At 62.5% G+C, this 24,035-nt stretch carries 21 protein-coding genes and 1 pseudogene; 4 read left to right on the forward strand and 18 right to left on the reverse strand.

Annotation, left to right across the window (positions count from 1 at the left end):
- Positions 1-76 precede the first annotated feature (76 nt).
- Positions 77-1,003: a DMT family transporter gene (locus LMTR3_RS01640; protein WP_065743375.1), complete on the reverse strand. Its 927-nt coding sequence runs from the start codon at positions 1,001-1,003 to the stop codon at positions 77-79.
- 73 nt (positions 1,004-1,076) lie between these two features.
- On the opposite strand from LMTR3_RS01640, the gene LMTR3_RS36020 reads away from it, so the two are divergent.
- Positions 1,077-1,697: a CGNR zinc finger domain-containing protein gene (locus tag LMTR3_RS36020; protein ID WP_141686430.1), complete on the forward strand. Its 621-nt coding sequence runs from the start codon at positions 1,077-1,079 to the stop codon at positions 1,695-1,697.
- Here LMTR3_RS36020 and LMTR3_RS01650 read toward each other — a convergent pair.
- Positions 1,694-2,536 carry a DeoR/GlpR family DNA-binding transcription regulator gene (locus LMTR3_RS01650; RefSeq protein ID WP_065743377.1) on the reverse strand — a complete coding sequence of 281 codons (843 nt, stop codon included), beginning with the start codon at positions 2,534-2,536 and terminating at the stop codon, positions 1,694-1,696. The two genes, LMTR3_RS36020 and LMTR3_RS01650, sit on opposite strands and share 4 nt — an antisense overlap.
- 233 nt (positions 2,537-2,769) lie before the next feature.
- On the opposite strand from LMTR3_RS01650, the gene LMTR3_RS01655 reads away from it, so the two are divergent.
- Complete coding sequence (locus LMTR3_RS01655; RefSeq protein WP_065743609.1) at positions 2,770-3,213, forward strand: nuclear transport factor 2 family protein; 444 nt, start codon at positions 2,770-2,772, stop codon at positions 3,211-3,213.
- A 24-nt stretch (positions 3,214-3,237) separates the two neighbouring features.
- On the opposite strand, the gene LMTR3_RS01660 is transcribed toward LMTR3_RS01655, so the two are convergent.
- Positions 3,238-3,426, reverse strand: a complete 189-nt coding sequence (locus tag LMTR3_RS01660) for a hypothetical protein (RefSeq protein ID WP_065743378.1) — start codon at positions 3,424-3,426, stop codon at positions 3,238-3,240.
- A gap of 143 nt (positions 3,427-3,569) precedes the next feature.
- On the opposite strand from LMTR3_RS01660, the pseudogene LMTR3_RS01665 reads away from it, so the two are divergent.
- Positions 3,570-3,869 (forward strand): annotated as a pseudogene (locus LMTR3_RS01665) (YMGG-like glycine zipper-containing protein); the annotation flags it as partial.
- 138 nt (positions 3,870-4,007) lie between these two features.
- On the opposite strand, the gene LMTR3_RS01670 reads toward LMTR3_RS01665, so the two are convergent.
- The 6 genes from LMTR3_RS01670 to LMTR3_RS01695 form a co-directional block, all read right to left on the reverse strand.
- Positions 4,008-4,358: an acyl-CoA thioesterase gene (locus LMTR3_RS01670; protein ID WP_141686447.1), complete on the reverse strand. Its 351-nt coding sequence runs from the start codon at positions 4,356-4,358 to the stop codon at positions 4,008-4,010.
- 74 nt (positions 4,359-4,432) lie between these two features.
- The gene (locus tag LMTR3_RS01675) at positions 4,433-6,529 is read right to left on the reverse strand and encodes a 3-hydroxyacyl-CoA dehydrogenase NAD-binding domain-containing protein (protein ID WP_065743380.1); all 2,097 of its coding nucleotides are present in this window, start codon (positions 6,527-6,529) and stop codon (positions 4,433-4,435) included.
- Between the two features lie 2 nt (positions 6,530-6,531).
- Positions 6,532-7,815: an acetyl-CoA C-acetyltransferase gene (locus tag LMTR3_RS01680; protein WP_065743381.1), complete on the reverse strand. Its 1,284-nt coding sequence runs from the start codon at positions 7,813-7,815 to the stop codon at positions 6,532-6,534.
- On the reverse strand, positions 7,815-10,082 hold the full coding sequence (locus LMTR3_RS01685; RefSeq protein ID WP_065743382.1) for an acyl-CoA dehydrogenase: 2,268 nt from the start codon (positions 10,080-10,082) through the stop codon (positions 7,815-7,817). Before LMTR3_RS01685 ends, LMTR3_RS01680 begins: the two co-directional genes overlap by 1 nt.
- Positions 10,083-10,331: 249 nt before the next feature.
- On the reverse strand, positions 10,332-10,598 hold the full coding sequence (locus LMTR3_RS01690; RefSeq protein WP_065743383.1) for a hypothetical protein: 267 nt from the start codon (positions 10,596-10,598) through the stop codon (positions 10,332-10,334).
- Positions 10,599-10,864: 266 nt separating this feature from the next.
- A complete protein-coding gene (locus tag LMTR3_RS01695) occupies positions 10,865-12,103 on the reverse strand; it encodes an SMP-30/gluconolactonase/LRE family protein (protein ID WP_065743384.1) in 1,239 nt (412 codons plus the stop codon).
- A 372-nt stretch (positions 12,104-12,475) separates the two neighbouring features.
- Here LMTR3_RS01695 and LMTR3_RS01700 point away from each other — a divergent pair, with 372 nt between their 5' ends.
- Positions 12,476-13,690: a serine hydrolase domain-containing protein gene (locus LMTR3_RS01700; RefSeq protein ID WP_065743610.1), complete on the forward strand. Its 1,215-nt coding sequence runs from the start codon at positions 12,476-12,478 to the stop codon at positions 13,688-13,690.
- 15 nt (positions 13,691-13,705) lie between these two features.
- Here the strand turns inward: LMTR3_RS01700 and LMTR3_RS01705 are convergent, their stop codons facing one another.
- The 9 genes from LMTR3_RS01705 to LMTR3_RS01745 all read right to left on the reverse strand — a co-directional run bounded on the left by LMTR3_RS01705 (position 13,706) and on the right by LMTR3_RS01745 (position 23,704).
- Positions 13,706-14,482, reverse strand: a complete 777-nt coding sequence (locus tag LMTR3_RS01705) for an ion channel (RefSeq protein ID WP_065743385.1) — start codon at positions 14,480-14,482, stop codon at positions 13,706-13,708.
- Positions 14,483-14,571: 89 nt separating this feature from the next.
- Positions 14,572-15,564 carry a L,D-transpeptidase family protein gene (locus tag LMTR3_RS01710; RefSeq protein WP_065743386.1) on the reverse strand — a complete coding sequence of 331 codons (993 nt, stop codon included), beginning with the start codon at positions 15,562-15,564 and terminating at the stop codon, positions 14,572-14,574.
- A 108-nt stretch (positions 15,565-15,672) separates the two neighbouring features.
- Entirely contained in the window at positions 15,673-16,305 is a 633-nt protein-coding gene (locus LMTR3_RS01715) for a flavin reductase family protein (protein ID WP_065743387.1), read from the reverse strand.
- 154 nt (positions 16,306-16,459) lie between these two features.
- Positions 16,460-17,068: a TetR/AcrR family transcriptional regulator gene (locus LMTR3_RS01720; protein ID WP_065743388.1), complete on the reverse strand. Its 609-nt coding sequence runs from the start codon at positions 17,066-17,068 to the stop codon at positions 16,460-16,462.
- A 19-nt stretch (positions 17,069-17,087) separates the two neighbouring features.
- On the reverse strand, positions 17,088-20,240 hold the full coding sequence (locus LMTR3_RS01725) for an efflux RND transporter permease subunit (RefSeq protein ID WP_065743389.1): 3,153 nt from the start codon (positions 20,238-20,240) through the stop codon (positions 17,088-17,090).
- An 82-nt stretch (positions 20,241-20,322) separates the two neighbouring features.
- On the reverse strand, positions 20,323-21,429 hold the full coding sequence (locus LMTR3_RS01730) for an efflux RND transporter periplasmic adaptor subunit (protein WP_065743611.1): 1,107 nt from the start codon (positions 21,427-21,429) through the stop codon (positions 20,323-20,325).
- Between the two features lie 248 nt (positions 21,430-21,677).
- On the reverse strand, positions 21,678-22,154 hold the full coding sequence (locus LMTR3_RS37255) for a hypothetical protein (protein WP_141686433.1): 477 nt from the start codon (positions 22,152-22,154) through the stop codon (positions 21,678-21,680).
- Between the two features lie 68 nt (positions 22,155-22,222).
- Positions 22,223-23,395, reverse strand: coding sequence for a winged helix-turn-helix domain-containing protein (locus LMTR3_RS01740; protein WP_065743391.1), 1,173 nt, complete (start codon positions 23,393-23,395; stop codon positions 22,223-22,225).
- A gap of 78 nt (positions 23,396-23,473) precedes the next feature.
- On the reverse strand, positions 23,474-23,704 hold the full coding sequence (locus tag LMTR3_RS01745) for a hypothetical protein (protein ID WP_065743392.1): 231 nt from the start codon (positions 23,702-23,704) through the stop codon (positions 23,474-23,476).
- Positions 23,705-24,035 lie beyond the last annotated feature (331 nt).

Consider the following 24,035-nt stretch of genomic DNA (forward strand, 5'->3'; position numbering starts at 1 on the left):
TGCAGCGAAGTTTCGTGGAATCCGCAACCACATGACAACGAAAACAAGACGAGGACCAATGACGGGATACTTTGGTCTACGCAGAACCTGATGCCCGTCGCGGCAATGGCCCGCCGCTCACGACGTAAACGCCAGTCGAGATCAAGGCGATAGCGATCCAGTCCAGCATCGCAGGCCATTCGCCGAGAACCGGGATGGCCATCACCGCCGTCATGGCCGGACATAGTGCGGCGAAGGCGGCCCCGCTCGAGGCGCCGAGCAGGCTGACCGCACGCCCGTAAAAAACAAGTGAGGCAATCGCCGTCAGAACACCCTGCACAAATGCCTGAAGAGCAACGTCGCCCAAAGATGCTCCTCCAAGCCCTGCTGCGCCTTCCACAAGAAAATAGACGGGTACATAGAGGATCAAGGCTCCGACTGCGGCGATGCCTGCCGCATGCAATCCATCAAGCCGCGCCCGCCGCATCGCAACCGTGTAGCAAGCCCAGGCAAACGCAGACGCGAGGAAGAGCGCGTGGCCCGTAGTCTGCTTCGGATCGATCGCGCCGGCCGTGCTCCAGCCGATGCCAAAGACGCCGATCATGATCAGCGCGAAGCCGATCTTTTTCGCATCCGTGAATGCTTCATGCAGGAAGGCCGCGGCGAGAACAGCAACTGCCAGAGGCATTACGCCGGGAAACAGGGCACCAGCGTGGGCCGCAGGAGCGAACAGCAGGCCGGTATTGGCGAGAAGCACGGGGGCGCCACCGCCCAGCACGACCGCCGCCAATCCAATGAAGCCCAGCCGTCTGAGCGCGAGGCCCTTCTGCAGGACATAGGGCAGCAGGAGCAAGCCCGCGACGCCGAAACGAAGCGCCGCGATATCCCACGGCGTGAGGCTCGTCTGTAGCCCAAGCCGAGCCACGACAATCCAACCCGACCAGATGCTGACGGCCGCAAGGCCGTAGAGAGCTCCGCGAACGTAATTCCCGGGAGCGTGCCGATCGGCGACCAAATCGGGCATGATTCACTTCCGCCAAGGCCGTCGGAATGGTAACCTCTTTATCGGCTTTTAAAGGTTATGACGGAACGTGGCATTGAGCAAGAAAGAGATGAGAAGTCGCGCCGATCGTTTTGAATGGAGCGGTGGCCATCCAGCCCTCGATTTTGTCAATACGCTGGATGAACGGCCTTCTGACGAGCCGATCGAGAATCTTAAGAACTACCGCGACTTGGCGCGGTTCACCGAATTGGCAGGATTGGTCGAACCTCGGATTGCCAGACCGCTGCAGCGGTTCCGTGATCCGGCGTCCTTTCGCATCGTGAAACAAGCGCGTCGCCTTCGCGAGCACCTTCACGACCTGCTGGCAGCGACAACCTCCGGACGGCCAATGCGGCAGTCGGACCTGGACGCGGTGGCCACAGCCATCCAGGCCGCCCATGCAGCCCGGGCGCTGGTCGCATCTCGATCAGCAGGATTAGTCAAATACCGCTGGTGTTTGCATCGGACGCCCGAAATTCCGCTGCATGCCTGCTCGCTTGCGATCGAATCTCTACTAGTTGATGCAGAGCGCAAGAGAATCCGAAAATGCGGGGCTGCTGACTGCGATGCCTACTATCTCGACACGAGCAAGGGTCAACGCCGGCAATGGTGCAGCATGAAGGGTTGCGGAAATCGCGAAAAACAACGGCGACGGCGTTCCGCGAGGCGAAACTAGCGCACTCGGATGGGTGTTGGGGCGACCGCCGAAGCAGGCTCGCCGCCGGAATCGTCGATATCCGTCGCCGGCTTCTCCATCGCCTGGACCACCTCGATGCCGCGGTGGCTGCAGATATTGGCAAGGCCCGCCGGTAACGGCGCGTCAGTCACAAAGGTCTGGATCTGGCTGAGATGGGCGATGCGCACCGGCGCGCTGCGGCGAAGTTTTGTCGAATCCGCAACCAGCATGACGCTGCGCGCATTGGCGATGATCGCTTGCGCGGCCTGCACTTCGCGATAGTCGAAGTCCAAGAGCGCGCCCTCCTCGTCGATCGCGGATGCGCCGATGATGGCGTAGTCGACCTTGAACTGGCCGATCAGGCTGATCGCGGTCGAGCCGATCACCGCACCGTCGGCACGGCGCACCGCGCCGCCCGCCACGATCACCTCGATGCGTGGATGCCGGTACAAAAGCATCGCGACGTTGAGGTTGTTGGTGATGACGAGCAGGTCCTCATGCGAGGTCAGCGCGCTCGCGACTTCTTCCGTCGTGGTGCCGATGTTGATGAACAGCGAGCAGCCGTTCGGAATCCGCGATGCGGCGGCCACGCCGATCGCCCGCTTTTCCTCTGCCGCCACGAAGCGCCGCGCCTCATAGGCGAGGTTCTCCACGCCGGAGGCGATAATGGCGCCGCCGTGGATGCGCGTCAGCGAGCGCTGATCGCAGAGGTCGTTGAGGTCTTTTCGGATGGTCTGCGCCGAAACCTCGAAACGCTTGGCGAGATCTTCCACCATCACCCGGCCAAAGGCGCGGGCAATGTTGAGGATTTCAGTCTGACGGTGGGACAATCCGGCCATGGCAGCACCCCTGAAGAACAGACTTGGGCACAAAGATGCCGTTATGGTGCGGCTGATTAGGAGCGCGGTCAACGAGGGAGATCGGCCGCAAAGGCATTTGACAGGGCGAAACAACGAATCCTGGTTAAGGCGACCGCGCCCGAAGCCGTGCGAGCCGCACATGCGCGCGGCCGCTCGACAAAGCAATTTGTGGCTGCAACACTGATCACAACCAGAAACGAATGGAGGAAACCATGAAGATCGATCGCCGTCAGCTCGCCTTGCCCGTACTCGCACTGGGTCTCATGAGCGTGGTCCCCGCTTTTGCCGGCGCGGACGAGGATGCCATCGCGAAGAACGTCGAAGCGTTCCGTGCAGCGCAGGCGGCCGGCAATGCCGACGGCATCGCCCCGCTCTGCGCGGAAGAACTCAGCTACAGCCACTCCAGCGGATCTGTCGACGACAAGGCGGCATTGCTGGCGGGCGTCAAGAATGCGAAATACAAATGGACCTCGCTTGAATACAAGAACCCCACGATCCGCGTCGTCGGCCCGGCGGCCATCGTGCGCTTCAACTTCGTCGGCGAGCAGGAGTTCACCGACGGCAAGAAGACGCCGCAGAACCTGCACATCCTGATGAACTGGCAGAAACAGGGCTCGGACTGGAAGCTGCTGTCGCGGTCGGCCACCAAGCTCTGACCGCCGGAAGACCGGCGCTGGCGGTTACGCCGCCAGCGTCATCCCGCTGACGAGATGGTATGCCGCACGCTCGGCGTCGCGCGCATTGCGAAATATCTGTCCCTCCAGCCGGTTGAAACGGTGCGAGGCGGCGAAGAACTGATAGCCGCCGGCAGCGCGCACGATAATCCCGGCCGGCTGCGAGCCGACTTCGATGATGTAGGTGTCCGACATGGCCCAGCCTCAGATTTATTCCGGGCCTACAACGGGTTGCACGGCCAATTGTTCCTGCTTCCGCCGTTGCGCCGCAAGGCCAACCTATGCCAAAGCTGGTCCGGAACACGCTAGCGAATCGTCCAAATGGCCGGAGAACTGACATGATACCGAAATTCGGGCTCTCGATGCTGATCGTCCTTGCGGCTTGCGCGCCGCTCCAGGAGGCTGCGGCGCAGGAAAGCACGCTCGGCGGCGCACTATTCGGCGGCGCGGCGGGCGCGATTGTCGGCGGCGCGCTCGGCGGCGGCCGCGGTGCGGCGGTTGGCGCTATCGTAGGCGCCACGACGGGTGCTGCGATCGGCGCCCAGGGCGAGCCGCGGCCCGGCGGCTATCGCTGGTATCAGGGCGGCTGCTACGTGGAGCAGCCCGGCGGGTGGCAGGAAGTTTCGCCGCGCTATTGCGGCGTCCAGGCGCAATACGCACCCCCGCCGCCCCGGTATCACGACGATACGCCGCGCTGCATGCGCTCGCAGACCTATGATCCGCGCCGCGGCACCTTCATCGGCCGTGACGGCTACGAGCGTCCCTGCCCGTAAGATTTAGGTCTTGATCACGCCGTCCGGACTGACCGGCTGCGGACGGCCGTTGTCATCGATCGAGACATAGGTGAAGTTGCCGTCGGTCACCAGGATCTGTTGCAACTCCTTGCGGCGCACGACCCAGGCTTCGAGATGCACCGTGATCGAGGTGCGCCCGACCCGCACCAGATTGGCGTAGACTGAAACGAGGTCGCCGACATAGACGGCCTTGCGGAAATTCATCGCCTCGATCGCGACCGTCACCGTGCGCGATTTCGCGATCTTGGAAGCAAACACGCCGCCGCCGATATCCATCTGGCTCAAGAGCCAGCCGCCGAAGATGTCGCCATTGGCGTTGGTGTCGGCCGGCATCGCCAGCGTGCGAATGCAGAGATCACCGCGGGTCTCGGTCTCGGTCGAGACCGGCGCGTGCAGACGGGGTTCATTCACTTGAAATTCTCCCAACCGGCATCCGGCGCAAATCTTCCGCCGAATTTTTCCGTAAGCGCCCGCAGCGTCGAGACCACGTTCTCAACCCCTCGGGTTCGCGCATAGTTCAGGGGACCGCCGCGGAACGGCGCGTAGCCGGTGCCGAAGATGACGGCGCCGTCGACCGCGTCGGCATCGTCGACGATACCTTCGCACAAGCAGGCGACACAGACATTCGACATCGGCAGGATCAGCCTGTCGATCATTTCCGCCGAGGGTTCCGATGTCGCGGGCAGGCCTGATGAGGTATCGGCCTTGCCGCCCTTCCAGGTGTAAAAGCCCTTGCCCGACTTGCGGCCGAGTTCGCCTCTGGCAACCTTCTCACGCAACCAGGCCGGCGTCGGCGGAAGCGCGTCCCCGAACTTCGAGCGCAGCATGTCGCCGACGTCGAGACAGATGTCGAGGCCGACCTGGTCGGCGAGTTCGATCGGACCCATCGGCATGCCGAACTTTTTCGCGGCGGCGTCGATCACCGTCTTGTCGATCTTCTCGTCCAGCATCAGCATCGCTTCCAGCATGTAGGGCGTCAGCGCGCGGTTGACGAGGAAGCCGGGCGACGATTTTACGGGCAGCGGCAACCGGTCGATGGCGCCGACGAAGGCGAGCGCCTCCCTCAAGAGTTGCGCGTCGGTGCCGTCATGGCTGACGACTTCGACGAGTTGCAGCCGCGACACCGGATTGAAGAAGTGCAGCCCGAGAAGCCGCTCGGGTTTTTGCAGCGTGGTGCGCAGGTCCTGCAGCGGAATGCTCGATGTGTTGGTGGCAAGAATCGCGCCGGGCTTCATCTTCGGTTCGAGGCCGGCATAGACCTTCTGCTTCAACTCCAGCTTTTCCGGCACCGCCTCGATGATGAGATCGGCGTTGCGGACGCCATCGGCCTGCATGTCCGGCATCAGCCGGTCCAGCGCATCGCGCACGGCAGTCCGCTTGCGCAGGATCTTGCCGTAGAGATCGGCGGCGCGCTTGATCGCGCCTGCAATCGGCTCCGGCTTCATGTCGGCGAGCGTCACCCGCAAATCCTGGCCGGCGCACCAGGCGGCGATGTCGCCACCCATGGCGCCGGCGCCGATGACGTGAACGTGCTCGATCCTGTTGCCGGATCCCGCGAGCTTCTTCATCTGCTCGCGCAGGAAGAACACGCGGATCAGGTTCTGCGCGGTCGGCGTCACCATCAGTCTGGCGAAAGACGCTTTCTCCGCATTCAGCATCGCCCGCCGGTCGCCGCCGTGCTTTTCCCAGAGATCGATCAACGCATAAGGCGCGGGATAATGCTCCTCGCGCGCCGCCTTGCCGGCCTCGCGGCGCATGCGCGAGGCGAGAAAGCCCTTGATCGGGCCGAGGCTGAGAACGGAGTTGAGAAACCCGGGCTTCGCGCGGTTCAAGCGGCCGGACACGGCATCCTTCACGGCATTCAAGACATGCCGCTCCTGCGTCACGGCATCGACCAGCCCGAGCGATTTTGCGCGGCGGGCATCGATGGTCTTGCCGGTCAGCATCAGCGGCATCGCCTGCATCGGATTGACGAGCTGCGTGAAACGCACGGTGCCGCCAAGACCGGGGTGGAGGCCGAGCATCACCTCGGGGAAGCCGAACCGCGCGTCCTCGATCGCGATCCGCATCTGACAGGCCAGCGCCACTTCGAGGCCGCCGCCGAGGCAAAAGCCGTGGATCACGGCCACGCTCGGAATCCGCAGGGCTTCGAGCCGGTCGATCACGGCATGCGCGCGGCCGATCTCGGCCTCGACGGCCGCCGCATCGGTGGCGCCGCGAAAGGCATTGACGTCGGCACCGGCGATGAAGCCGGACTTTTTGGCGGAGCGGATGACGAGACCGGTGGGCCGTGCAGTTTCCAGCTCGGACAAGATTTTGCTGAGCTCCTCGATCAGATCGGCGGACAGCGTGTTGGCGCTGGTGCCTTCGCGATCGAACAAGAGCCAGGCGACGCCGTCGCCATCGCGGGTCAGCCTGAAATTCTTGTACGGGCCCTCAGCGTCAGGCTTCGGCCCGAGTTCGAGCACGCGATCGCCGAGAACGTTCATGATCTGGCTATCCATGCTCACACCGTCTCTATCAACATCGCGCCGCCCTGCCCGCCGCCGATACATTCGGTGACGATGCCGCGCCTGGTACCCAATCGCTTCATGGTGTTGACCAAATGCAGCACGATGCGGTTGCCGCTGCAGCCTACGGGATGGCCGAGGCTGATCGCGCCGCCATCGACGTTCAATTTTGCCTGATCGAGCTCGCCGGCAACGCCGTCGAGGCCGAGGATCTCCTTGCAGAACTTTTCGTCATTCCACGCGGCGAGGCAGCCCAGCACCTGCGTCGCAAAGGCTTCGTTCAGTTCCCAGGTCTCGATATCGGCGAGCGTCAGCTCATTGCGCTTCAACAATTCGGTCGCCGACAGCACAGGACCCAGGCCCATGATGCCGGGATCGAGCGCCGACCACTGGCTGTCGAGGATGACCGCCTTCGGCGTCAGGCCGTGCTTGGCAACGGCCTCCTCGGAAGCCAGGATCACCCAGGACGCGCCATCGGTGATCTGCGAGGAATTGCCGGCGGTGACCTTGCCCCACGGTCGCTCGAACACAGGCTTCAGCTTTGCCAAGCTCTCCGGTGTCGAGTCCGGCCGCACGCCGTCGTCATGATCGTAGAACGTTCCGTCGCGCGCGAATGCGGTTTCGACCTCGCCCTTGAGCCACCCTTGCGACTGCGCGTTTGCGAGCCGCTTGTGGCTTTCGGCAGCATAGGCATCCGATTGCGCGCGGGTGATGCCGAAGAGATGGCCGACCACCTCGGCGGTCTGACCCATATTGAGTTCGGTGATGGGATCGGTCAGGCCGCGCTCAAGCCCAATAATCGGTTTGAAGTAGCCGGGCTTCACTTTCAGCGCAGCCATGACTTTCGCGCCGATGCCTTTTGCCCCTGCAAGCCCTGCAAACCAGCGCACGCCCTGTTGCGGCCAGACCAGCGGGGCATGGCTCAGCGCTTCGGCGCCGCCTGCCAGGATCAGGTCGGAGACGCCCTCGCGGATGTAACGATAGCCCGTGTCGATCGACTGCATGCCGGAGCCGCAATTGATCTGCACGGTGAAGGCGACCATCTTCTCGCCCATGCCGAGCCGGAGCGCGGCGACGCGGGCCGGATTCATTTCATCGGCGATGACGTTGACGCAGCCGAGAATGACCTGATCGAACGCCGATGGCGCAAAGGGTTGCCGCGCCAACAGCGGCCGGCCGCATTGCACGGCGAGATCAACCGGCGTGAAGGGTCCTGGGCCGGAGCGCGCTTTCAGGAACGGCGTCCGGCTGCCGTCGACGATAAAGACCGGTCGCGCCATCAGCTTGCCGCCCTCTGTTCACCCAGTTCCTGGAAGAACTGATGCACGTCGGCCCCCTTGCTGTAAATCGGCGACAACGCCTCGGGCGCGAAATCGTCGACCTCGATCACCTTGGCAACGGCTTCATGTGCAGCCTGCAGCTTCTCGCCCTGGGCCTGAGTGATGACACCCTTCTTCACCGCCTCTTTCCAGTCATGCAGCCGCGCGGCGCGCATCTGCTTTGCGACGTCGTCCGCAGCCGTTACCAGCCGGAACGCCTTCTCCAGCCGGGCGATGCCGCCATCATCATCGACGGCTGACAGATCGGAAGTGAGCCGGTCGCGCGCCGCCGATGGCTCCAGCACGAGCTGCGCGCATTGATGCACGATGCGGTCGGACGGGCCGAGCACGCGCGCACCGAACGGCTGGATCAGGAATTTCAGGATCACCGCCACGAACCGGTTCGGCAGATTGGCCAGGATTTCCGCAAAACGGCTCTCGATGGTCCTGAAGCCGCTCGCCATGCACCATTCGAGCGCAGCGAAATCTTCCTTCTGCCGTCCCTCGTCCTGCCAGCGCTTCAGCGCGGCGGACAGCAGATACAGTTCGGACAGAATGTCGCCGAACCGGGCCGAGAGCATTTCCTTGCGCTTGAGCGCGCCGCCAAGCGTCAACAGCGCCATGTCGGCGCACAGCGCGAATGCCGACGAGTAGCGCGAGAGCTGGCGGTAGAACCGCGTCGCCTCGCCGGCATCGGGCGCCGGCGCAAACACGCCGAAGGTCCAGCACCTGCCCCAGGCACGGAACATGGTCTTGAAGCTGTGGCCGACATGACTCCAGAACGCCTTGTCGAAGGCTTCCAAGCCCTTAGGCCGATCGGCTTCACCCAGCGCATTCATTTCGTCGAGCAGGAATGGATGTGCGCGGATCGCGCCTTGCCCGAACACGATGAGATTTCGCGTGAGGATATTGGCGCCTTCAACGGTGATGCCGACCGGCACCGCGCGATAAAGGCTGCCCATGTAGTTCTGCGGTCCGTCGATCACGGCCTTGCCGCCATGGATGTCCATGGCGTCGTCGATCACGATCCGCATCCGCTCGGTGGCGTGCAGCTTCATGATGCCGGAGATGACGGCGGGATGATGCCCCTGGTTGAGCGCCGCGCAGGTCAGCCGCCGCGCGGCATCGAGCAGATAGGCGGTGCCGGCGATGCGCGCGAGCGGCTCCTCGATGCCTTCGAACTTGCCGATGGAGATGCCGAACTGCTCGCGGATGCGGGCATAGGCGCCGGTGGTGCGTGCCGCATACGCCGCCCCCGCGGCGGACAGCGACGGCAGCGAGATGCCGCGGCCGGCAGCGAGCGCCGTCATCAGCATCTTCCAGCCCTGCCCGAGCCGCTCTTGCCCGCCGATGATGTAATCCATCGGGATGAAGACATCGCGACCCCAGTTCGGACCGTTCTGGAACATCTGCATCGCCGGCAGATGGCGGCGGCCGATCTCAACGCCGGGCAGATGGGTCGGGATCAGGGCTACGGTAATGCCGAGCTCTTCCTGCTGGCCCACGAGATGATCGGGATCATAGGCCTTGAACGCGAGGCCGAGCAGCGTCGCGACGGGCCCCAGCGTGATGTAGCGCTTGTGCCAGTTCAGCCGCAAGCCGATGACTTCCTTGCCTTCGAAATTGCCCTTGCAGATGATCCCGGTGTCGACCATCGAGGCCGCGTCCGAGCCGGCTTCAGGGCTGGTCAGGCCGAAGCAGGGAATGTCGGTGCCTTCGGCGAGCCGTGGCAGCCATCTATCCTGCTGCTCCTTGGTCCCGAAGCGCATCAACAACTCACCGGGGCCGAGCGAATTCGGCACCATCACGGTGACGGCGGCGGTCAGCGAGCGCGACGAAAGCTTTCGCACCACTTCCGAATGCGCGTAAGGCGAGAAGCCGAGCCCGCCAAACTCCTTCGGAATGATCATGCCGAAGAACCTGTGGCGCTTGATGAAGGACCATACCTCCGGCGGCAGATCGCGCCATTCCCAATTGATCTTCCACTCGTCGAGCATGGCGCAAAGCTCGTCGACGGGACCGTTGAGAAAGGCGTTTTCTTCTTCGGTCAGCGTCGCGGGCGCGACAGCCAGCAACTTCGACCAATCCGGATTGCCAGTGAAGAGATCGGCGTCCCACCAGACGTCGCCTGCCTCCAGCGCCTCGCGCTCGGTATCGGACATCGCGGGCATAGCGCCGCGCGCGAAAGCGAAGATCGGTTTGCTGATGAAATCGCGGCGGAAGCTCATGGCGACCTCCTCATGATTGGGGCGCGACGTCTCGCCTCATCTATACCAAACATGGGTTCATCCTAGCTGAAAAGCACGGGTTTCGGGGACGCTTCGCATCGGGAAATGAAGCGAAACTGAACTTGGAGATAACGGCGGAGGCCCGGGCCCGTTCCCAAAATGCCAGCACTGTCCGGCGTTTAGAGACCGGCAACGTTGCCGGACCAATGCCGCTCGGGAGTGCCGGTCTCAACCGTGGGCACACCGGTGTTATGAATCACGCTTGTTGCGGCGTCGCTCATTGGGGACGAACACGGCAAATACTTCCCTGACGCGAACGGCAGGCGTGACGTCGCGGGTAAAGCGAAGCTCGGCGGTCGCTCGGGTTTCTGCCACGCGAGGCGCGTAAAGCGCGCTCCCGTACAGCGATCCATCGAAGCGCAAATTGCTTTCGTCGTCGGTGAGGTAAGCGTTCGAAACAAACAGGAATACGAGCAGTGTCGATCCTACGACGGTAAAATACTTGAATATGGGCATTGGTGGATGAGCCTCCCTTCCTGCGAAGAAGGGTGGACCGTTCGCAATAAACGCTCAGTTTAAGCGTGCCCAACTTTTGCCGGAGCGGTTGGTTGGCGGTTGCCAATTTATGACGAATTTTAGCGAATCGCCCTCTCGTCATTCCGGGGCTCGCGAAGCGAGAGCCCGGGAATCCATTCTGCAGCAGTAGCTGCGGCCTTATGGATTCCGGGCCTGCGCCCAAACGGGCGCATCCCGGAATGACCAGCGGCGAGGCAAAAACCAAGCTAGCCCGGTCCGGCACCCTGCGTTGCCGTGTACACGGCGTAGAGCGACTGGCTCGCGGCCATGAACAAGCGGTTGCGCTTGGGGCCGCCGAAGCAGATGTTGCCGCACACTTCCGGCAAACGGATGCGGCCGATCAGCTTGCCCTCCGGGGACCATACGGTCACGCCGCTGTAGCCGACGGCTCGGCCGGCATTGCTCGAGCACCAGACATTGCCGTTGACGTCGCAGCGCACGCCGTCCGGTCCGCACTTCACGCCGTCGACCATGAAATCGCTGAACCGCTTGTGGTTGGTCAGCTTGTTGTCGGTGCCGACGTCGAACACGAACATGTCGCCCTTGCCGCCCGGACCGGTGTCGCCCGGCCCCTTGCCGGTAGAGGCGACATACAGCTTTTTGTAGTCGGGCGAGAAGCAGAGGCCGTTGGGATCAGGCACCTGTTCCTCGGTCACGACGAGGTCGACACGGCCAGACGGATCGATGCGATAGCAGTTGGTCGGCAGTTCGCGCTTGCCCGGCACGAAGCCTGCCGGCTGGCCGATCCGTGGATTGAGCTTGCCGGCAGAATTGCTCGGCCCACCCGCGACGTCAGGCTCACCCTCATAGAGCATGCCACCATAGGGCGGATCGGTGAACCAGTAGCTGCCGTCCGGATGCGCGACGACATCGTTCGGCGAGTTCAGCTTCTTGCCGTTATAGGAGTCCGCCAGCACGGTTGCAGTGCCGTCATGCTCATAGCGCACGACGCGCCGGGTGAGATGCTCGCAGGAAAGCTGTCGTCCCTGGAAATCAAACGAGTTGCCGTTACTGTTGTTGGACGGCGTACGGAAGATGCTGACATGACCGTCATCCTCCGACCATCGCATCTGCCTGTTGTTGGGAATGTCGCTCCACAGGAGATAGCGCCCCTGCGCGCTCCAGGCGGGGCCTTCGGCCCACAACAGGCCGGTGTAGAGGCGCTTGATCGCCGTATTGGGCTGGGCGAGATTGTTGAAGGATGGATCGACGGCGATGATGTCGGGGTCCCAGAAATAGGTGGTGGGGGCACCGCGCGGACTGAAATCGCGCGGCGGGCTGGTGACCGTTGACGGGGGCGCCACAGGACCAGCCTGGGCCAATGCGCTGCCGGCTCCCGTGACAGTAGCACCGGCGCATACCGCCAAACCCTGGACAAGCGTTCGTCGTGAAATCGCGACTTCTGGATCATGCCGTTGTGAATCGCGCCGCTCCTGGCGTGTCATCGCATCCTCCCAATCTGTTCGCCGGCCGTTGATCCGGCCTGGCAACTTGAGGTTAGTCCGGTCCGTGCCCGGTTGCGAGAGCTGCTTTTGATTTCAGCCCCGGTTCAGGCTTGCAGCCGAAAATGGCATCAACTCGTCCAATGCATGTCTGTCAGGAGGCTCCGCCATCATCGCGCTTGGGGCAATCGCCCACGTGGCGACAAGGTGCGCGACATGCTAGTCATTCGACAGTTGGTCGAATTCTCCGGCAAATCAGTCGGTCCGCGGGCAATCAAAATGAACACGCCGACCCGGCAGATATTGCATTGCACCGCTGGATCTCGCGGCAAACGACTTTTTGCTGCGGCCTTGTCATTGGCAATCTGGACGGACATGGCCGCAGCCAATCAAGCGGCCAAAGTCCCCGCGCCGTCGCCGAGCAAGCTCGAACGTATCACTGAATTCTTCAACGACGAAGTTGCAACGGGGCGGTTGCCGGGCGCCGTCGTATTGATTCAGCAACACGGCAGGCCGGTCTATCTGAAATGTTTCGGCTTTCAGGATGTCGAGACCAAGGCTCCGATGACATCAGATACGATCTTTGCGCTTCATTCGATGACGAAGCCAATCACCAGTGTCGCGGCGATGATGTTGATCGACGCAGGCAAGCTCTCGCCCGCCGATCCCGCGTCCAAATTCATTCCAGGGTTTGCTGACGCGAAGGTAGTTGTCGGTTCTGAAACTCTTGACGGCAAGAACGTTCTAACGCTTGTCCCGGCAGATCGGCCGGTGACCGTTATGGATCTGCTACGCCATACGTCGGGCATCACGTACGATTATATCGGCGGCAAGCTGATCATGAAGGCCTATTCGGAATCAGGCCTTTTCGATGGGCGTTACACCAACAAGGTGTTTGCCGATCGCATCGCCAGATTGCCCCTGGCACGACAACCCGGCACGCTTTGGCGTTACGGACATTCAACCGACGTCCTCGGACGCATCATCGAGATCGTATCCGGGCAGACACTCTATCAGTTTGAAAAGCAGCACATCTTCGATCCGCTAGGTATGACCAGCACGAAATTCGTGCTGGAGAGTGCCGACGAACGCGCGCGGATGGCGGAGCCGCTGCCAGGCGATACCATCCTGAAACTTGCGGAGACTGAACGCCGCGCCCATCCGGAATGGGAATCCGGCGGCGGCGGGTTGGTCTCGACACTGAACGACTATGCCCGTTTTGCCCAGATGATCCTCAACGGCGGGCAACTCGATGGCAAACGGTACCTTAGCCCGGCCGCATTCAAGTCGATGACGTCAGACCATATCGGGCCCGGCTCCGGCGTCGCGCGGGATTATTACTACTTTCCCGGAGATGGCTTTGGCTACGGCTATGGTTTTGCCGTGCGCACCGATCCAGGAAATGCCAAGCCGCCGCCGCCAGGGTCGATCGGCGAACTCAAATGGGATAGCGGCAGCGGCACCTATTTCGGTGTCGACCCGAAGCTGGACATGATCTACATCCTGCTGGAGCAGACCCAGAACGAACGTGGACGCATCACACCCGCGTTCAAGAAGCTGGTTTACGACGCGTTTGCCACGGACGAATGATCCGGTGGCGTTGCGCTACGTCAATCCTTCGTCGGGAATATTCAACACCGTACCGCAGGCCTTGCAGTGAACTGCATCGCTGTCATGGCGCTGCAATCCGCAGACGGGGCAAGCAAATCGCACCTTGTTGGGCGAGAGCAGCGCGCGGGCAAGATTGAAAAACAGGGTGACTCCGAAAATCATGATGACGACCGAGATCATGCGGCCGACAGTCCCGTGCAGGGTGATGTCGCCAAAGCCGGTCGTCGTCAGCGCGGTGACGGTGAAATAGAGCGCGTCAGCATAATTCGATATCTGAGCGTTACGGAATTTTTGGGTCTCATAAACGATCGCAGTCATCACGAAGATGAAGACCGCAAGATTGGTCACCGCGAAGATCACTTCCTCGTTGCGCCGGAAGAATGAACTGTCCTGGCGTAGCCGCACCAGCATCTGATAGTCGCGCAGCAGCCGCAGCGTTCGCAGGATCCGCAGAAAACCACCGGCCTCTCCGGCCAGCGGCGCCAGGAACGAAATGATCGCGACGACATCCGTCCATGTCGAGAAGCGTGTGAACTCCAGCATTCGATGCCGGCTGACGAGCAGCCGCGCGGAAAAATCCGCCAGGATCACGATGCCGAACAGGACATCGAGTACTTCAGTGATATCGTTGGAGGGGAAGAACGACGTCGCGATGATGAACAGGACGGTTACGATATCGAACATTAGTAGCGCGTAGCGAAAACGGACGCCTTCCGGCGTGGCACCCTCGTAGAGCTGTCGGACATTGTTCTGGAGCGAGGCAAATGACATGGCGCATATTCACCGCTCACATGCGTCATTGCAAATGATGTTGGTGGCGACCATGACAAATTGCGTGCCAGCCCTCCTCCCACCAGACGTCACTTCCTGTTGGCCGCCTCGCGCTCGATGAAAGCAACCTCCACGCCCTTCTTCAGGAGCTTTGCCAATTTGTCGGCGTCCCAGTTGGTGAGACGCACGCAGCCGTGAGATTCCGCCTTGCTTACCTTCGACGGATTGGCCGTGCCGTGAATGCCGTAGCCTTCCGCGGAAAGTCCGATCCACTGCGTTCCGACGGGGTTGTTCGGCCCGGGCTTGATCGTGAAGGCGCGCCTGGATCTGACTTCCTTGAACTTATAATCCGGGTTGTAGCGGTAGTACGGGCGGGCATCGATCGAAGTCACCTTAAGCACGCCGCTCGGGGTCGGCTTTTCCTCGCTTCCGACGGTTGCGGGAAAGAAGGCGATCAGATCGGAATTCGCGAACGCCTTGACGGTCTGCGAGCTCTTGTCGACCTCGACACGGGTTGCAATTGGTTTCGTCTCTTTCGCCATCACATTGATTACCGAGATCGTCTGGTCGGCCTGGTCGAATTTCTTGCCGGGGTTGAGGGCCGCGAGCAGCGCCTCGCTCATGTGAAATTTCTCGGCGATGGCCTCGCGCGGACTGGTGTAATCGAGCGCCTTCAGCCGTTTCATGTCTTCCATCCTGGCGGGCAGCTTCTTTAAGAACGGCCCCTTCACGTCTGCCGCTGCGATCTTGTAGTCGACGACGATCGCATCCGCGCTGGTCGCGATCAAAGCGCTCCAGACCTCCGGGGTCAGCGGCTGCTTGTTGACGATGAGGCCTTTGGCTTCGGCGAACGCCCGCAACGCTTTCTGGGCGTTCTCGCCGAGCTTGCCGTCGATCTCGCCCGGCGAGAAATTAGCGCGGTCGAGCAGCACCTGGGCCTTGACGACAATGGGATCGATCTTGTCGTTGGCCGGCGGCTTGCCCCTGAACGCCGCGTTGTTGACTGCCGCCGCATCGAGGCCTGCGAAGGCCGGGTGGACAAGGCAGGCGAGCACGGTCAGCCCGGCAAACAAGCGGATCATCGGCAATCTCCGAAATACAGACGATAAGCATTTCGGCGCGTCGGAGTTCCGTGTTGCCGTGGGGCGCGCATGCGCGCGACCCGTTGGCTGCATCCGGACTACATTCGCTTAATCCGGCCGGATCATCTCGAACATGTTTTCCGGCTTAATCTCGAAATAGTCGCCGCGGCGGCCGGCGCGGACGATGGGATGGGCGAGGCCGGTCTGGTAGACGCCATCCTTGAGGAAGGCCTTGTCGATATGGACGGCGACGACTTCGCCCAGCGTCAGCCAGGCCAGCGCCTTTTCGCCGTCCTTGCCCTGCAACTGGATGATCTGCGTCAGTTTGCATTCGAAGGCAACGGGGCTTTCCGCCACCCGGGGCACGTTGACGAGCTTGCAGGACGCGGCCGTAAGGCCTGCGAGCGCGAACTCATCGACTTCAGGGGCAACGTGGGCCGCCGTCGCGTTCATCTGCTTCGCCAGATCCATCGTGGCGAGATTCCAGACGAACTCCCCGGTCTCCTGGATATTGCCCGCGCTGTCTTTCCAGTTGGTGGAGGAAAAGCCGATGATCGGCGGCACGTAGCAGAAGGCGTTGAAGAAGCTGTAGGGCGCCAGATTGACGTTGCCCTTGCCATCGCGCGAGGAAATCCACCCGATCGGACGCGGCGCAATGATGGCGTTGAAGGGATCGTGCTTGAGGCCGTGGCCGTTCTTCGGCTCGTAGAAATGCAGGTCTTTTGGGCTCTTGGCGTCCATTCCGGCTCGTCCTTCTTCGTCATTACGAGGAGCGATTGCGACGAAGCACCCCATGTCACGGCACGCGGCGCGATGGATTGCTTCCGCCTTCGCTAAAGCTACGGCGGACAAGTCGCTTCGCTCGCAATGACGGCGGTGTCAAGAAGGGAACGTTTCAATTCGCCTTGGCACGTGGCGACAGCCCCGCAATGACGAAATCGATCATTTCGTCGATCGTCGGGCCGGGCTTGGTGGCGCATTGCGCGATCATCTGCGGGTGGAAGAACCGCATCATCGCGGTGCAGGCGCAGAGCGAGGCCAGTTGCAAATCGGCAACCTCGAACTCGCCGGAGGCGGCGCCCTGCCCGATCACCTGGCCGATGGTCCGGGCAATCATCTCCATATGAGCGACGCAAACGCCCCAGTCCTCCTGCATCGCTATCTCGACCATCTCATGCAGCTTGGAATCGCCGACATAGCGCTCGGTGTTCATGCGATTGATGGTCTTCATCATGTCGCGCAGACGGACCGCCGCGGGTCCAGGCATCGACGCGATCCGTTGCGTCTCGACCTCGACCTCGCCCATCAAGGTCCGCGCCACGCCCTCGTGAATCGCCTTCTTCGAATCGAAGAAGCGATAGACGTTGGCGGGGCTCATCCGCAATTCCTTGGCGATGTCGGCGACCGTCGTCTTCTGGTAGCCCATCTGCCTGAACAGACGCTCCGCCACCACGAGGATCTTCTCGCGGGTGTCAGTCTCGATGTGTTCCGAAATCAGCGTCATGTCAGCTCTCAATGTTCAATTATTCTGCGGCGTCGGCAAGCGGAATTGCGTGCGGACCCTTGGGGTGCTCCTTGGCCTGATGTTGCGCCGCAAGATCGGGCTGCTCGGCCTGACCGCTTTCTTCCAGGCTCTTCCTGAACCACAGGGCGTAAAGGCCCGGCAGGTACAGCAGGGTCAGGAAGGTTGCTACAAACAAGCCGCCCATGATAGTGATCGCCATCGGCCCCCAGAAGGCGGAGCGCGACAGCGGGATCATGGCCAGGATCGCCGCCAGCGCCGTCAGGATCACCGGGCGAGCCCGCCGGACGGTGGCTTCGACGATGGCTTCCTTCCGCGTCAGGCCCTGGGAAACGTCGGCTTCGATCTGATCGACCAGAATCACCGCGTTGCGCATGATCATGCCGGCCAGCGCGATCAGTCCGAGCAGCGCCACAAAGCCGAACGGCTGGTTGGCAATATTGAGGCCGAGCGAGGCGCCGACGATGCCGAGCGGCGCGGTCAGGAACACCAGGATCAGGCGTGAGAAGCTCTGCAACTGGATCATCAGCAGGGTGAGCATCACCAGCGCCATCAGCGGAAACAGCAGGGCGATCGAGGCATTGCCCTTTTCGGATTCCTCGAACGCGCCGCCGGGCTCGATCCGGTAGGCCGGCTCGAGATGGTCGCGGATTTCCTTCAGCTTCGGCCAGATCTGGTTGGTGATGTCGGGCGCCTGCACGCCGTCGACGACGTCGGTCCGCACCGTAATCGCCATATCGCGGTTGCGCCGCCACATGATCGGTTCCTCATGGGAATATTCGATCCTGGCGATCTGCTGCAGCGGTACGGCGACGCCATTGCGCGACGTCACGGTCAGATCGCCGACGCGGCCGAGGTCCAGCCGCTCCGACGGTACCGCGCGCGCGACCACGCCGACCTTCTCGATGCCGTCGCGAATGGTGGTGACCGGCGCGCCCGAGATCAGCATCGCAAGCGCCTGCGAGACGTCCTGCGGGGTGAGGCCGAGCGCCCTCGCCCGGTCCTGATCGACCACGAGCTTCAGGTAAGGCGACTGCTCGTTCCAGTCGAGTTGCGGCTCGGTGACGCTGGGATTTTGCTTCATGACATCGCGGACCTTGTAGGCGATGTCGCGCACGGTATTGGGGTCGGGGCCGATCACGCGGAACTGGACCGGAAAACCGACCGGTGGGCCGAAATTGAAGCGATCGATGCGAACGCGCGCTTCGGACAGGTCGCCCTCGGCGACTGCCTTCTCCAGTCGCGCCTTGATCCGCTCGCGGGCCTCGACGTCCTTGGAGACGATCACGATCTCGGCAAAGGCCTCGTTGGGCAGTTGGGGATTGAGGCCGAGCCAGAAGCGCGGCGAACCCTGACCGACATAGGCGGTGTAGGTCGCGATGTCCTTGTCGTCCTTCAAGAGCGCCTCGGCCTTCTTGACGGACTTCTCAGTGACGTTGAAGGCGGTGCCTTCCGGCAGGCGCAGTTGCAGGAACAGCTCGGGCCGCTCCGACAGCGGGAAGAATTGCTGCTGCACGTTGCCGAAGCCCACGATCGAGAGCGCGAACACGCCGACGGTCGCCGCCACGACCTTGATCCGGTGATCGACGCACCACTGCACCACGGCGCGCAAGCCCCGATACATCCGCGTCTCGTAGATCGCGTGCGGATCGTGGTTATGATGGACCGCGATGTTGGGCAGGAGCTTGACGCCGATATAGGGCGTGAAGATCACTGCCACGAACCAGGATGCGACCAGCGAGATCGCCACGATCCAGAAGATGCCGCCGGCATATTCGCCGACCGCCGAATTGGCAAAGCCGATGGGGAGGAAGCCAGCGGCCGTGACCAGCGTTCCCGTGAGCATCGGAAACGCAGTTGATTCCCAGGCAAAGGCGGCCGCGCGGACGCGGTCCCAGCCCTGTTCCATTTTCACCACCATCATCTCGACGGCGATGATGGCGTCGTCGACCAGCAGGCCGAGCGCGATGATCAGCGCGCCGAGTGTAATGCGGTGCAGGTCGATCGACATCGCGTTCATGACGATGAAAACGATCGCCAGCACCAGCGGCACCGACGTTGCCACTACGATGCCGGTGCGCCAGCCGAGCGCCACGAAGGAGACGAACAGCACGATCGCCAGCGCCTCGATGAAGGAATGCACGAACTCGCCGACCGCGCGCTCGACCACCTTTGGCTGGTCGGCGATCTGTTCGACCTCGATGCCCTGCGGCACGGCCTTCATGAAATCGTTAGTCGCCTTCTCGACATCCTTTCCGAGTTCGAGGATATTGGCGCCCTTGGTGGTGACGACGCCGATGCCGATCGCAGGCTTGCCTTCCTGGCGGGCGACGAAGGTCGGGGGATCGACGAAGCCGTGGGTGACGGTCGCGATATCGCCGAGCCGGAACACGCGGCCGTTGCTTTCGACCGGGGTTTCCGCGACTGCCTTGGCGCCATCGAGTGCGCCGGTGACACGCAGCGGCACGCGCTGCGATGAGGTTTCCACCGTGCCTGCGGGCGTAACGTTGTTCTGCTTGGCGAGCGAATCGAACAGCGCCTGCGGCGTGATGCCGAGCGTCGCCAGCTTGGCGTGGGAGAATTCGACGAAGATGCGTTCGTCCTGGGTGCCGTAGAGGTTGACCTTGGTGACGCCGGTGACCTTCAGCAGCCGCTGGCGCATGCCCTCGGCGGCCTTCTTCAACTGCGCGTAGTCGGCGCCGTCACCGGTCATCATGTAGAGAATGGAATCGACGTCGGAGAATTCGTCGTTGACGTTCGGGCCGAGCAGGCCTGCGGGCAACTGGCCCTGCACGTCGACGAGCTTCTTGCGCAACAGATAGAACAGGTAGGGCACGTCCTTCGGCGGCGTCGAATCCTTGAAGGTGACCTGCATCGCCGTGAACGACGGCTTGGAATAGGTCTGCACCTTCTCGAAGAATGGCAATTCCTGCAGCTTCTTCTCGATGGGGTCGGCGACCTGGGTCTGCATTTCCTGCGCGGTCGCGCCCGGCCAGATCGCGGAAACATTCACCACCTTCACGGTGAAGAACGGGTCCTCGGCGCGGCCGAGCCGCTGATAGGAGAAGAAGCCGGCAACGCCGAGCGCGATCATCAGGAACAGGATCAGGGTCGGATGGCTCACCGCCCAGCCTGAGAGATTGAAGCGCTTCATTTCACTCTCCAAGTTCGAAATCAATTTGCAACCTCGCCGTCATTGCGAGGCCCGCAATGACGGTGCCGGTTAATTGACGGGGCTAGAACGACAGCGACGAGACCACCCGGACCTTCTGGGCCGGATCGAGCTTCTGCACGCCGAGCGCAACCACCTTGGCGCCCTCGTTGACACCGCCTGCGATGACGACGGAGTTGCTATCGTAGGATTTCACGATGACCGGCTTCAGCGTTACCGCGCCGGAATCGTCGACGATATAGAGCGAGGGATTGCTGCCCTGGCTGAACAGCGCCGACAGCGGCAGTTTTGCCACGCGCTCGCTGGCGGCATCGGCAAGCGTCAGTGTGGCGGTCATGCCGAGCGAGACTTTGTCGTCGGCTTCCGGCAGCGAGAATTTGGCCAGATAGGTCCGCGTCGCCGGATCGGCGGAAGGCGCAATCTCGCGCAGCTTCGCGGTGTATTTCCTCTCCGAATCCGACCACAGCGTCACGGTGGCGGAGCCCGACTTGGCGCGGCCGACCAGCGTCTCGGGGATCGCGACCACGGCTTCCTTTTCGCCAAAGCGCGCGACGCGGACCGCAGTCTGGCCGGAGGCGACGACCTGGCCGGGATCGATCAGGGTCGCGGTGACGACGCCGCGGCTGTCGGCCAGCAGCGTCGCATAAGACAGAGAATTCTTGGTGAGCTCGACCTGCCGCTCGGCGCGATTAAGGCGTGCGCGCGCCTCATCGGCGGCGGCGCGGCTCTGATCCATCTGCGCATCCGTGGTCCAGCCCTTGGCGCGCAGATCCTTGGCGCGCTGCTCGGCGGCGCCGGCCTGCGCCAGCACGCCGGTGGCGGCGCGGAATTCGGCCTCCGCCTGCTCAGCCTGCAGTTTCAGATCGACCTCATCGAGGGTGGCGAGCGGCTGACCAACATCCACGGTCTGGCCGACCTCGACCAGACGCCGGGCAATCTTGCCGGGGACGCGGAAACCCATGTCGGTCTCGATCCGGGGACGGATGGTGCCAACGAAACTACGTTCTGGCGTCTCGGCCGCATAGTGCACCGTGGCAACCAGAACCGGGCGCCCGGGAGCGGCCGCCTCAGTCGCCTTTTCGGTGCAGCCGGCCAGCACGAACACCGCAAACGCCAAGAAAGCTCCAGTCAAGAGCCTGTAATAGCTAGAGAAAATGGACCGGGCGAACATCGAACTCTCCATCGCGGAAACTGATGAAGAGTATTGAATGGCGACTGACGAATGTCAATATTCGTCATAGATCATGAATTCGTGAAGACGGACGAGGTTAAGAGGTAATTGCTTCCCAAGGGAATTGCCTCCAGACCAGCCGGCTCTTAGCCCGGCACAGCGGAACTCACGAGGCCTCGCGCCGAACGCCGGGCGGAAGTACTCCTCCATCTGGCCATGCGGCTTTCGCCTCGCCCGTCACCCGTGCATCAGGCACGTCGAGCTCTCTTGCGAGACTTCTTTGCGGTGGCCTTCGCGCCTCTCGCGGTCTTACTCGCCGGCCTTGATTTCTGGCTGCTCGATTTCCTTGCGGCCGACCTTTTCGCCGTCTTCTTGGCGCTCCGCGCCTGTGCGGTTCGAGTCTTGGCTGCTCTAGACTTGGCTGTTCGAGACTTGGCTGTTCGAGACCTGGCAGCTCCGGCTTTCCTTGGCCTGGCTGCCGGCGCGCTGCGCCGTTGTTTCGTTGCGCGCTTCCGCCGTGCGGGCGCGGCTGCGGTCGGCGGCACCATCAGCGGATCGGACACGAGACCGTCGGCAGCAAGCGGCACGTAGGCCGCCGCGCGTTCGTCGGCCTTCAAGCCCGGCTCGTCGGCTTTCAGCGCCTGGCTGGCAGCTTCCGTAGCGGTGTTCGCAATCTCCTTCACCGTGTCGGTGAATTTCTTCAGAACCGATTTGTCCTTGCCCATGTCGCCCTCCCGGGCTGTGGCACATGGAACTAACCGATGAGGCGGAGTCGGGTTCCCGAACGCAAGCGCTACTCCCCCAACTGAAACCGCTCGAAGCGATCCAGTTCTTCCTCAATGCGCCGCTTGTAGTCCTTGCGCGCCGCCCTCGCGGCGCCCTTGCCGACCCAGCTCCATTTCTGCATCAGGAGTTTCTTGTTCTGACGGTCGGTTTTGAGATCGATGGCGGCGACGATGTCTTCGCCGACCAGCACCGGCAGCGCAAAATAGCCGAACAGGCGCTTCTCCTTCGGCACATAGGCCTCGAAACGGTGGCCGTAGTCGAAGAACAGCTCGGTACGCTTGCGCTGGATGATCAGGGGATCGAACGGCGAGAGAATGTGCACCGGGCCATCGCTTATATCCGCCGTCCCATTCGCCTCCAGCACTTCCGGCCGCGCCCAATGCTCCTGCTTGCCGGCGCCTTCGAGCGCGACTGGCACCAGTTCCTTGCGCCGCACCCGCGCCTCGATCAGGCGCCGCACCGCCGGCTTGCTCGGCGCGTCGAGATGACAGACGGAATCCAGGCTGACGACGCCTTGAGAGCGAAGCGCGCGGTCGAGCAGGTAGGCGGTGATTTCCACCGAGGGAGCCGGCCTTGGCGGCTTGTCCCAACCGAAATGCCGCGTCATCAGTTCGTAGGTCTTGAGCATGCCGGTGCGTTCGGAGATCGTGACCTCGCCGGTGTAGAAGGCAAGCTGCAGCGCCCGTTTCGAGGGTTTTCGGCTCTGCCATAGATGCTCTTTTTCAGTCAGAATGTCGTCCTCGATGTCGCGGATGGTGAGCGCGCCGTCGCGCCGCAACAGCCGCATCACCTTGCGGGTGTCCTCCGGCTTGACGGAAGCGAACCACCGATGACCTTCGCGCCGGTGCTCTCGCATCGCCGGAACGAAGAAGCGAAAATCCTTCGCCGGCACATAGGACAGGGCGTGGGTCCAGTATTCGAACACGCTCTTGTCGACGCTCTGCGCCTGGCGCAGGTCGGCGCGGGCGTAAGCCGGGATGCGGCTAAAGAGAATGTGGTGATGGCAGCGCTCGATGACGTGGATAGTGTCGATCTGCACATAGCCCAGATGGTCCACCGCGGCCGCGACCGCCTGCGGTCCGGCGCCGAACGGTTCGCTGGTGTCGAGCCGTTGAGCGTGCAGCCAGATTCGCCGGGCTTCCAGCTTGGTCAGGGGATGGGGCTTAGTCGTGCGGGGCATCGCACGGCAATGTAGCGGGATTCGCGCGGGTGGGGAGTCCCGGGTTCCCTGACCGCCGCCTCGCGGCGCGAAATCACCTCACCGCTTCGGCTGCTCTCCGACGCTGCCGGTTGCGATCTCGGCCTCGCAGGAGGCGCGGCCGGGTTGGGGCGCATGGCATTTGTAGACATGGCCGGTAAGGCGATCGACCAGCCACGCGCTCTCTTCCGTCGGGCTTTCGAACCCGACATAGCGGCTGCCGAGCGAGTTGAGCAGCGTCGACAGCAAGATTGCAGCGGCGATCATCGCCGCGCCGATCAGTGTTGGCATTGAACTTCCGGAACCGGCTGGCTCCGATGCGCTGGTGCGATGACCCAGATACTCACGCTGACGTTTGACTGACTGTAACACCCGCCCCGCCCGTTTGGTTGCCCGAACGAATTCTTCTTCAGATTTTTTGTGAGTAGTTTGGCTAGGCGCGCATCTGGCCGATTTGTTGTCCACAGATCGGCGCTGGCGCGACGAGCCACTTTTTTTCTTTCCGAAGTCAGCGGCGGGAAGCGATGGAACGGCCCGCTATCGGCGAAGCGTCGTTGCCCGCTGCTCAGACCGTTCAGTCACGACAGCGTAAGCTAGCGCCGCGACCTCCGGCGTCACCGGG

Source organism: Bradyrhizobium sp. LMTR 3 (assembly GCF_001693485.1).
Lineage (GTDB): Bacteria > Pseudomonadota > Alphaproteobacteria > Rhizobiales > Xanthobacteraceae > Bradyrhizobium.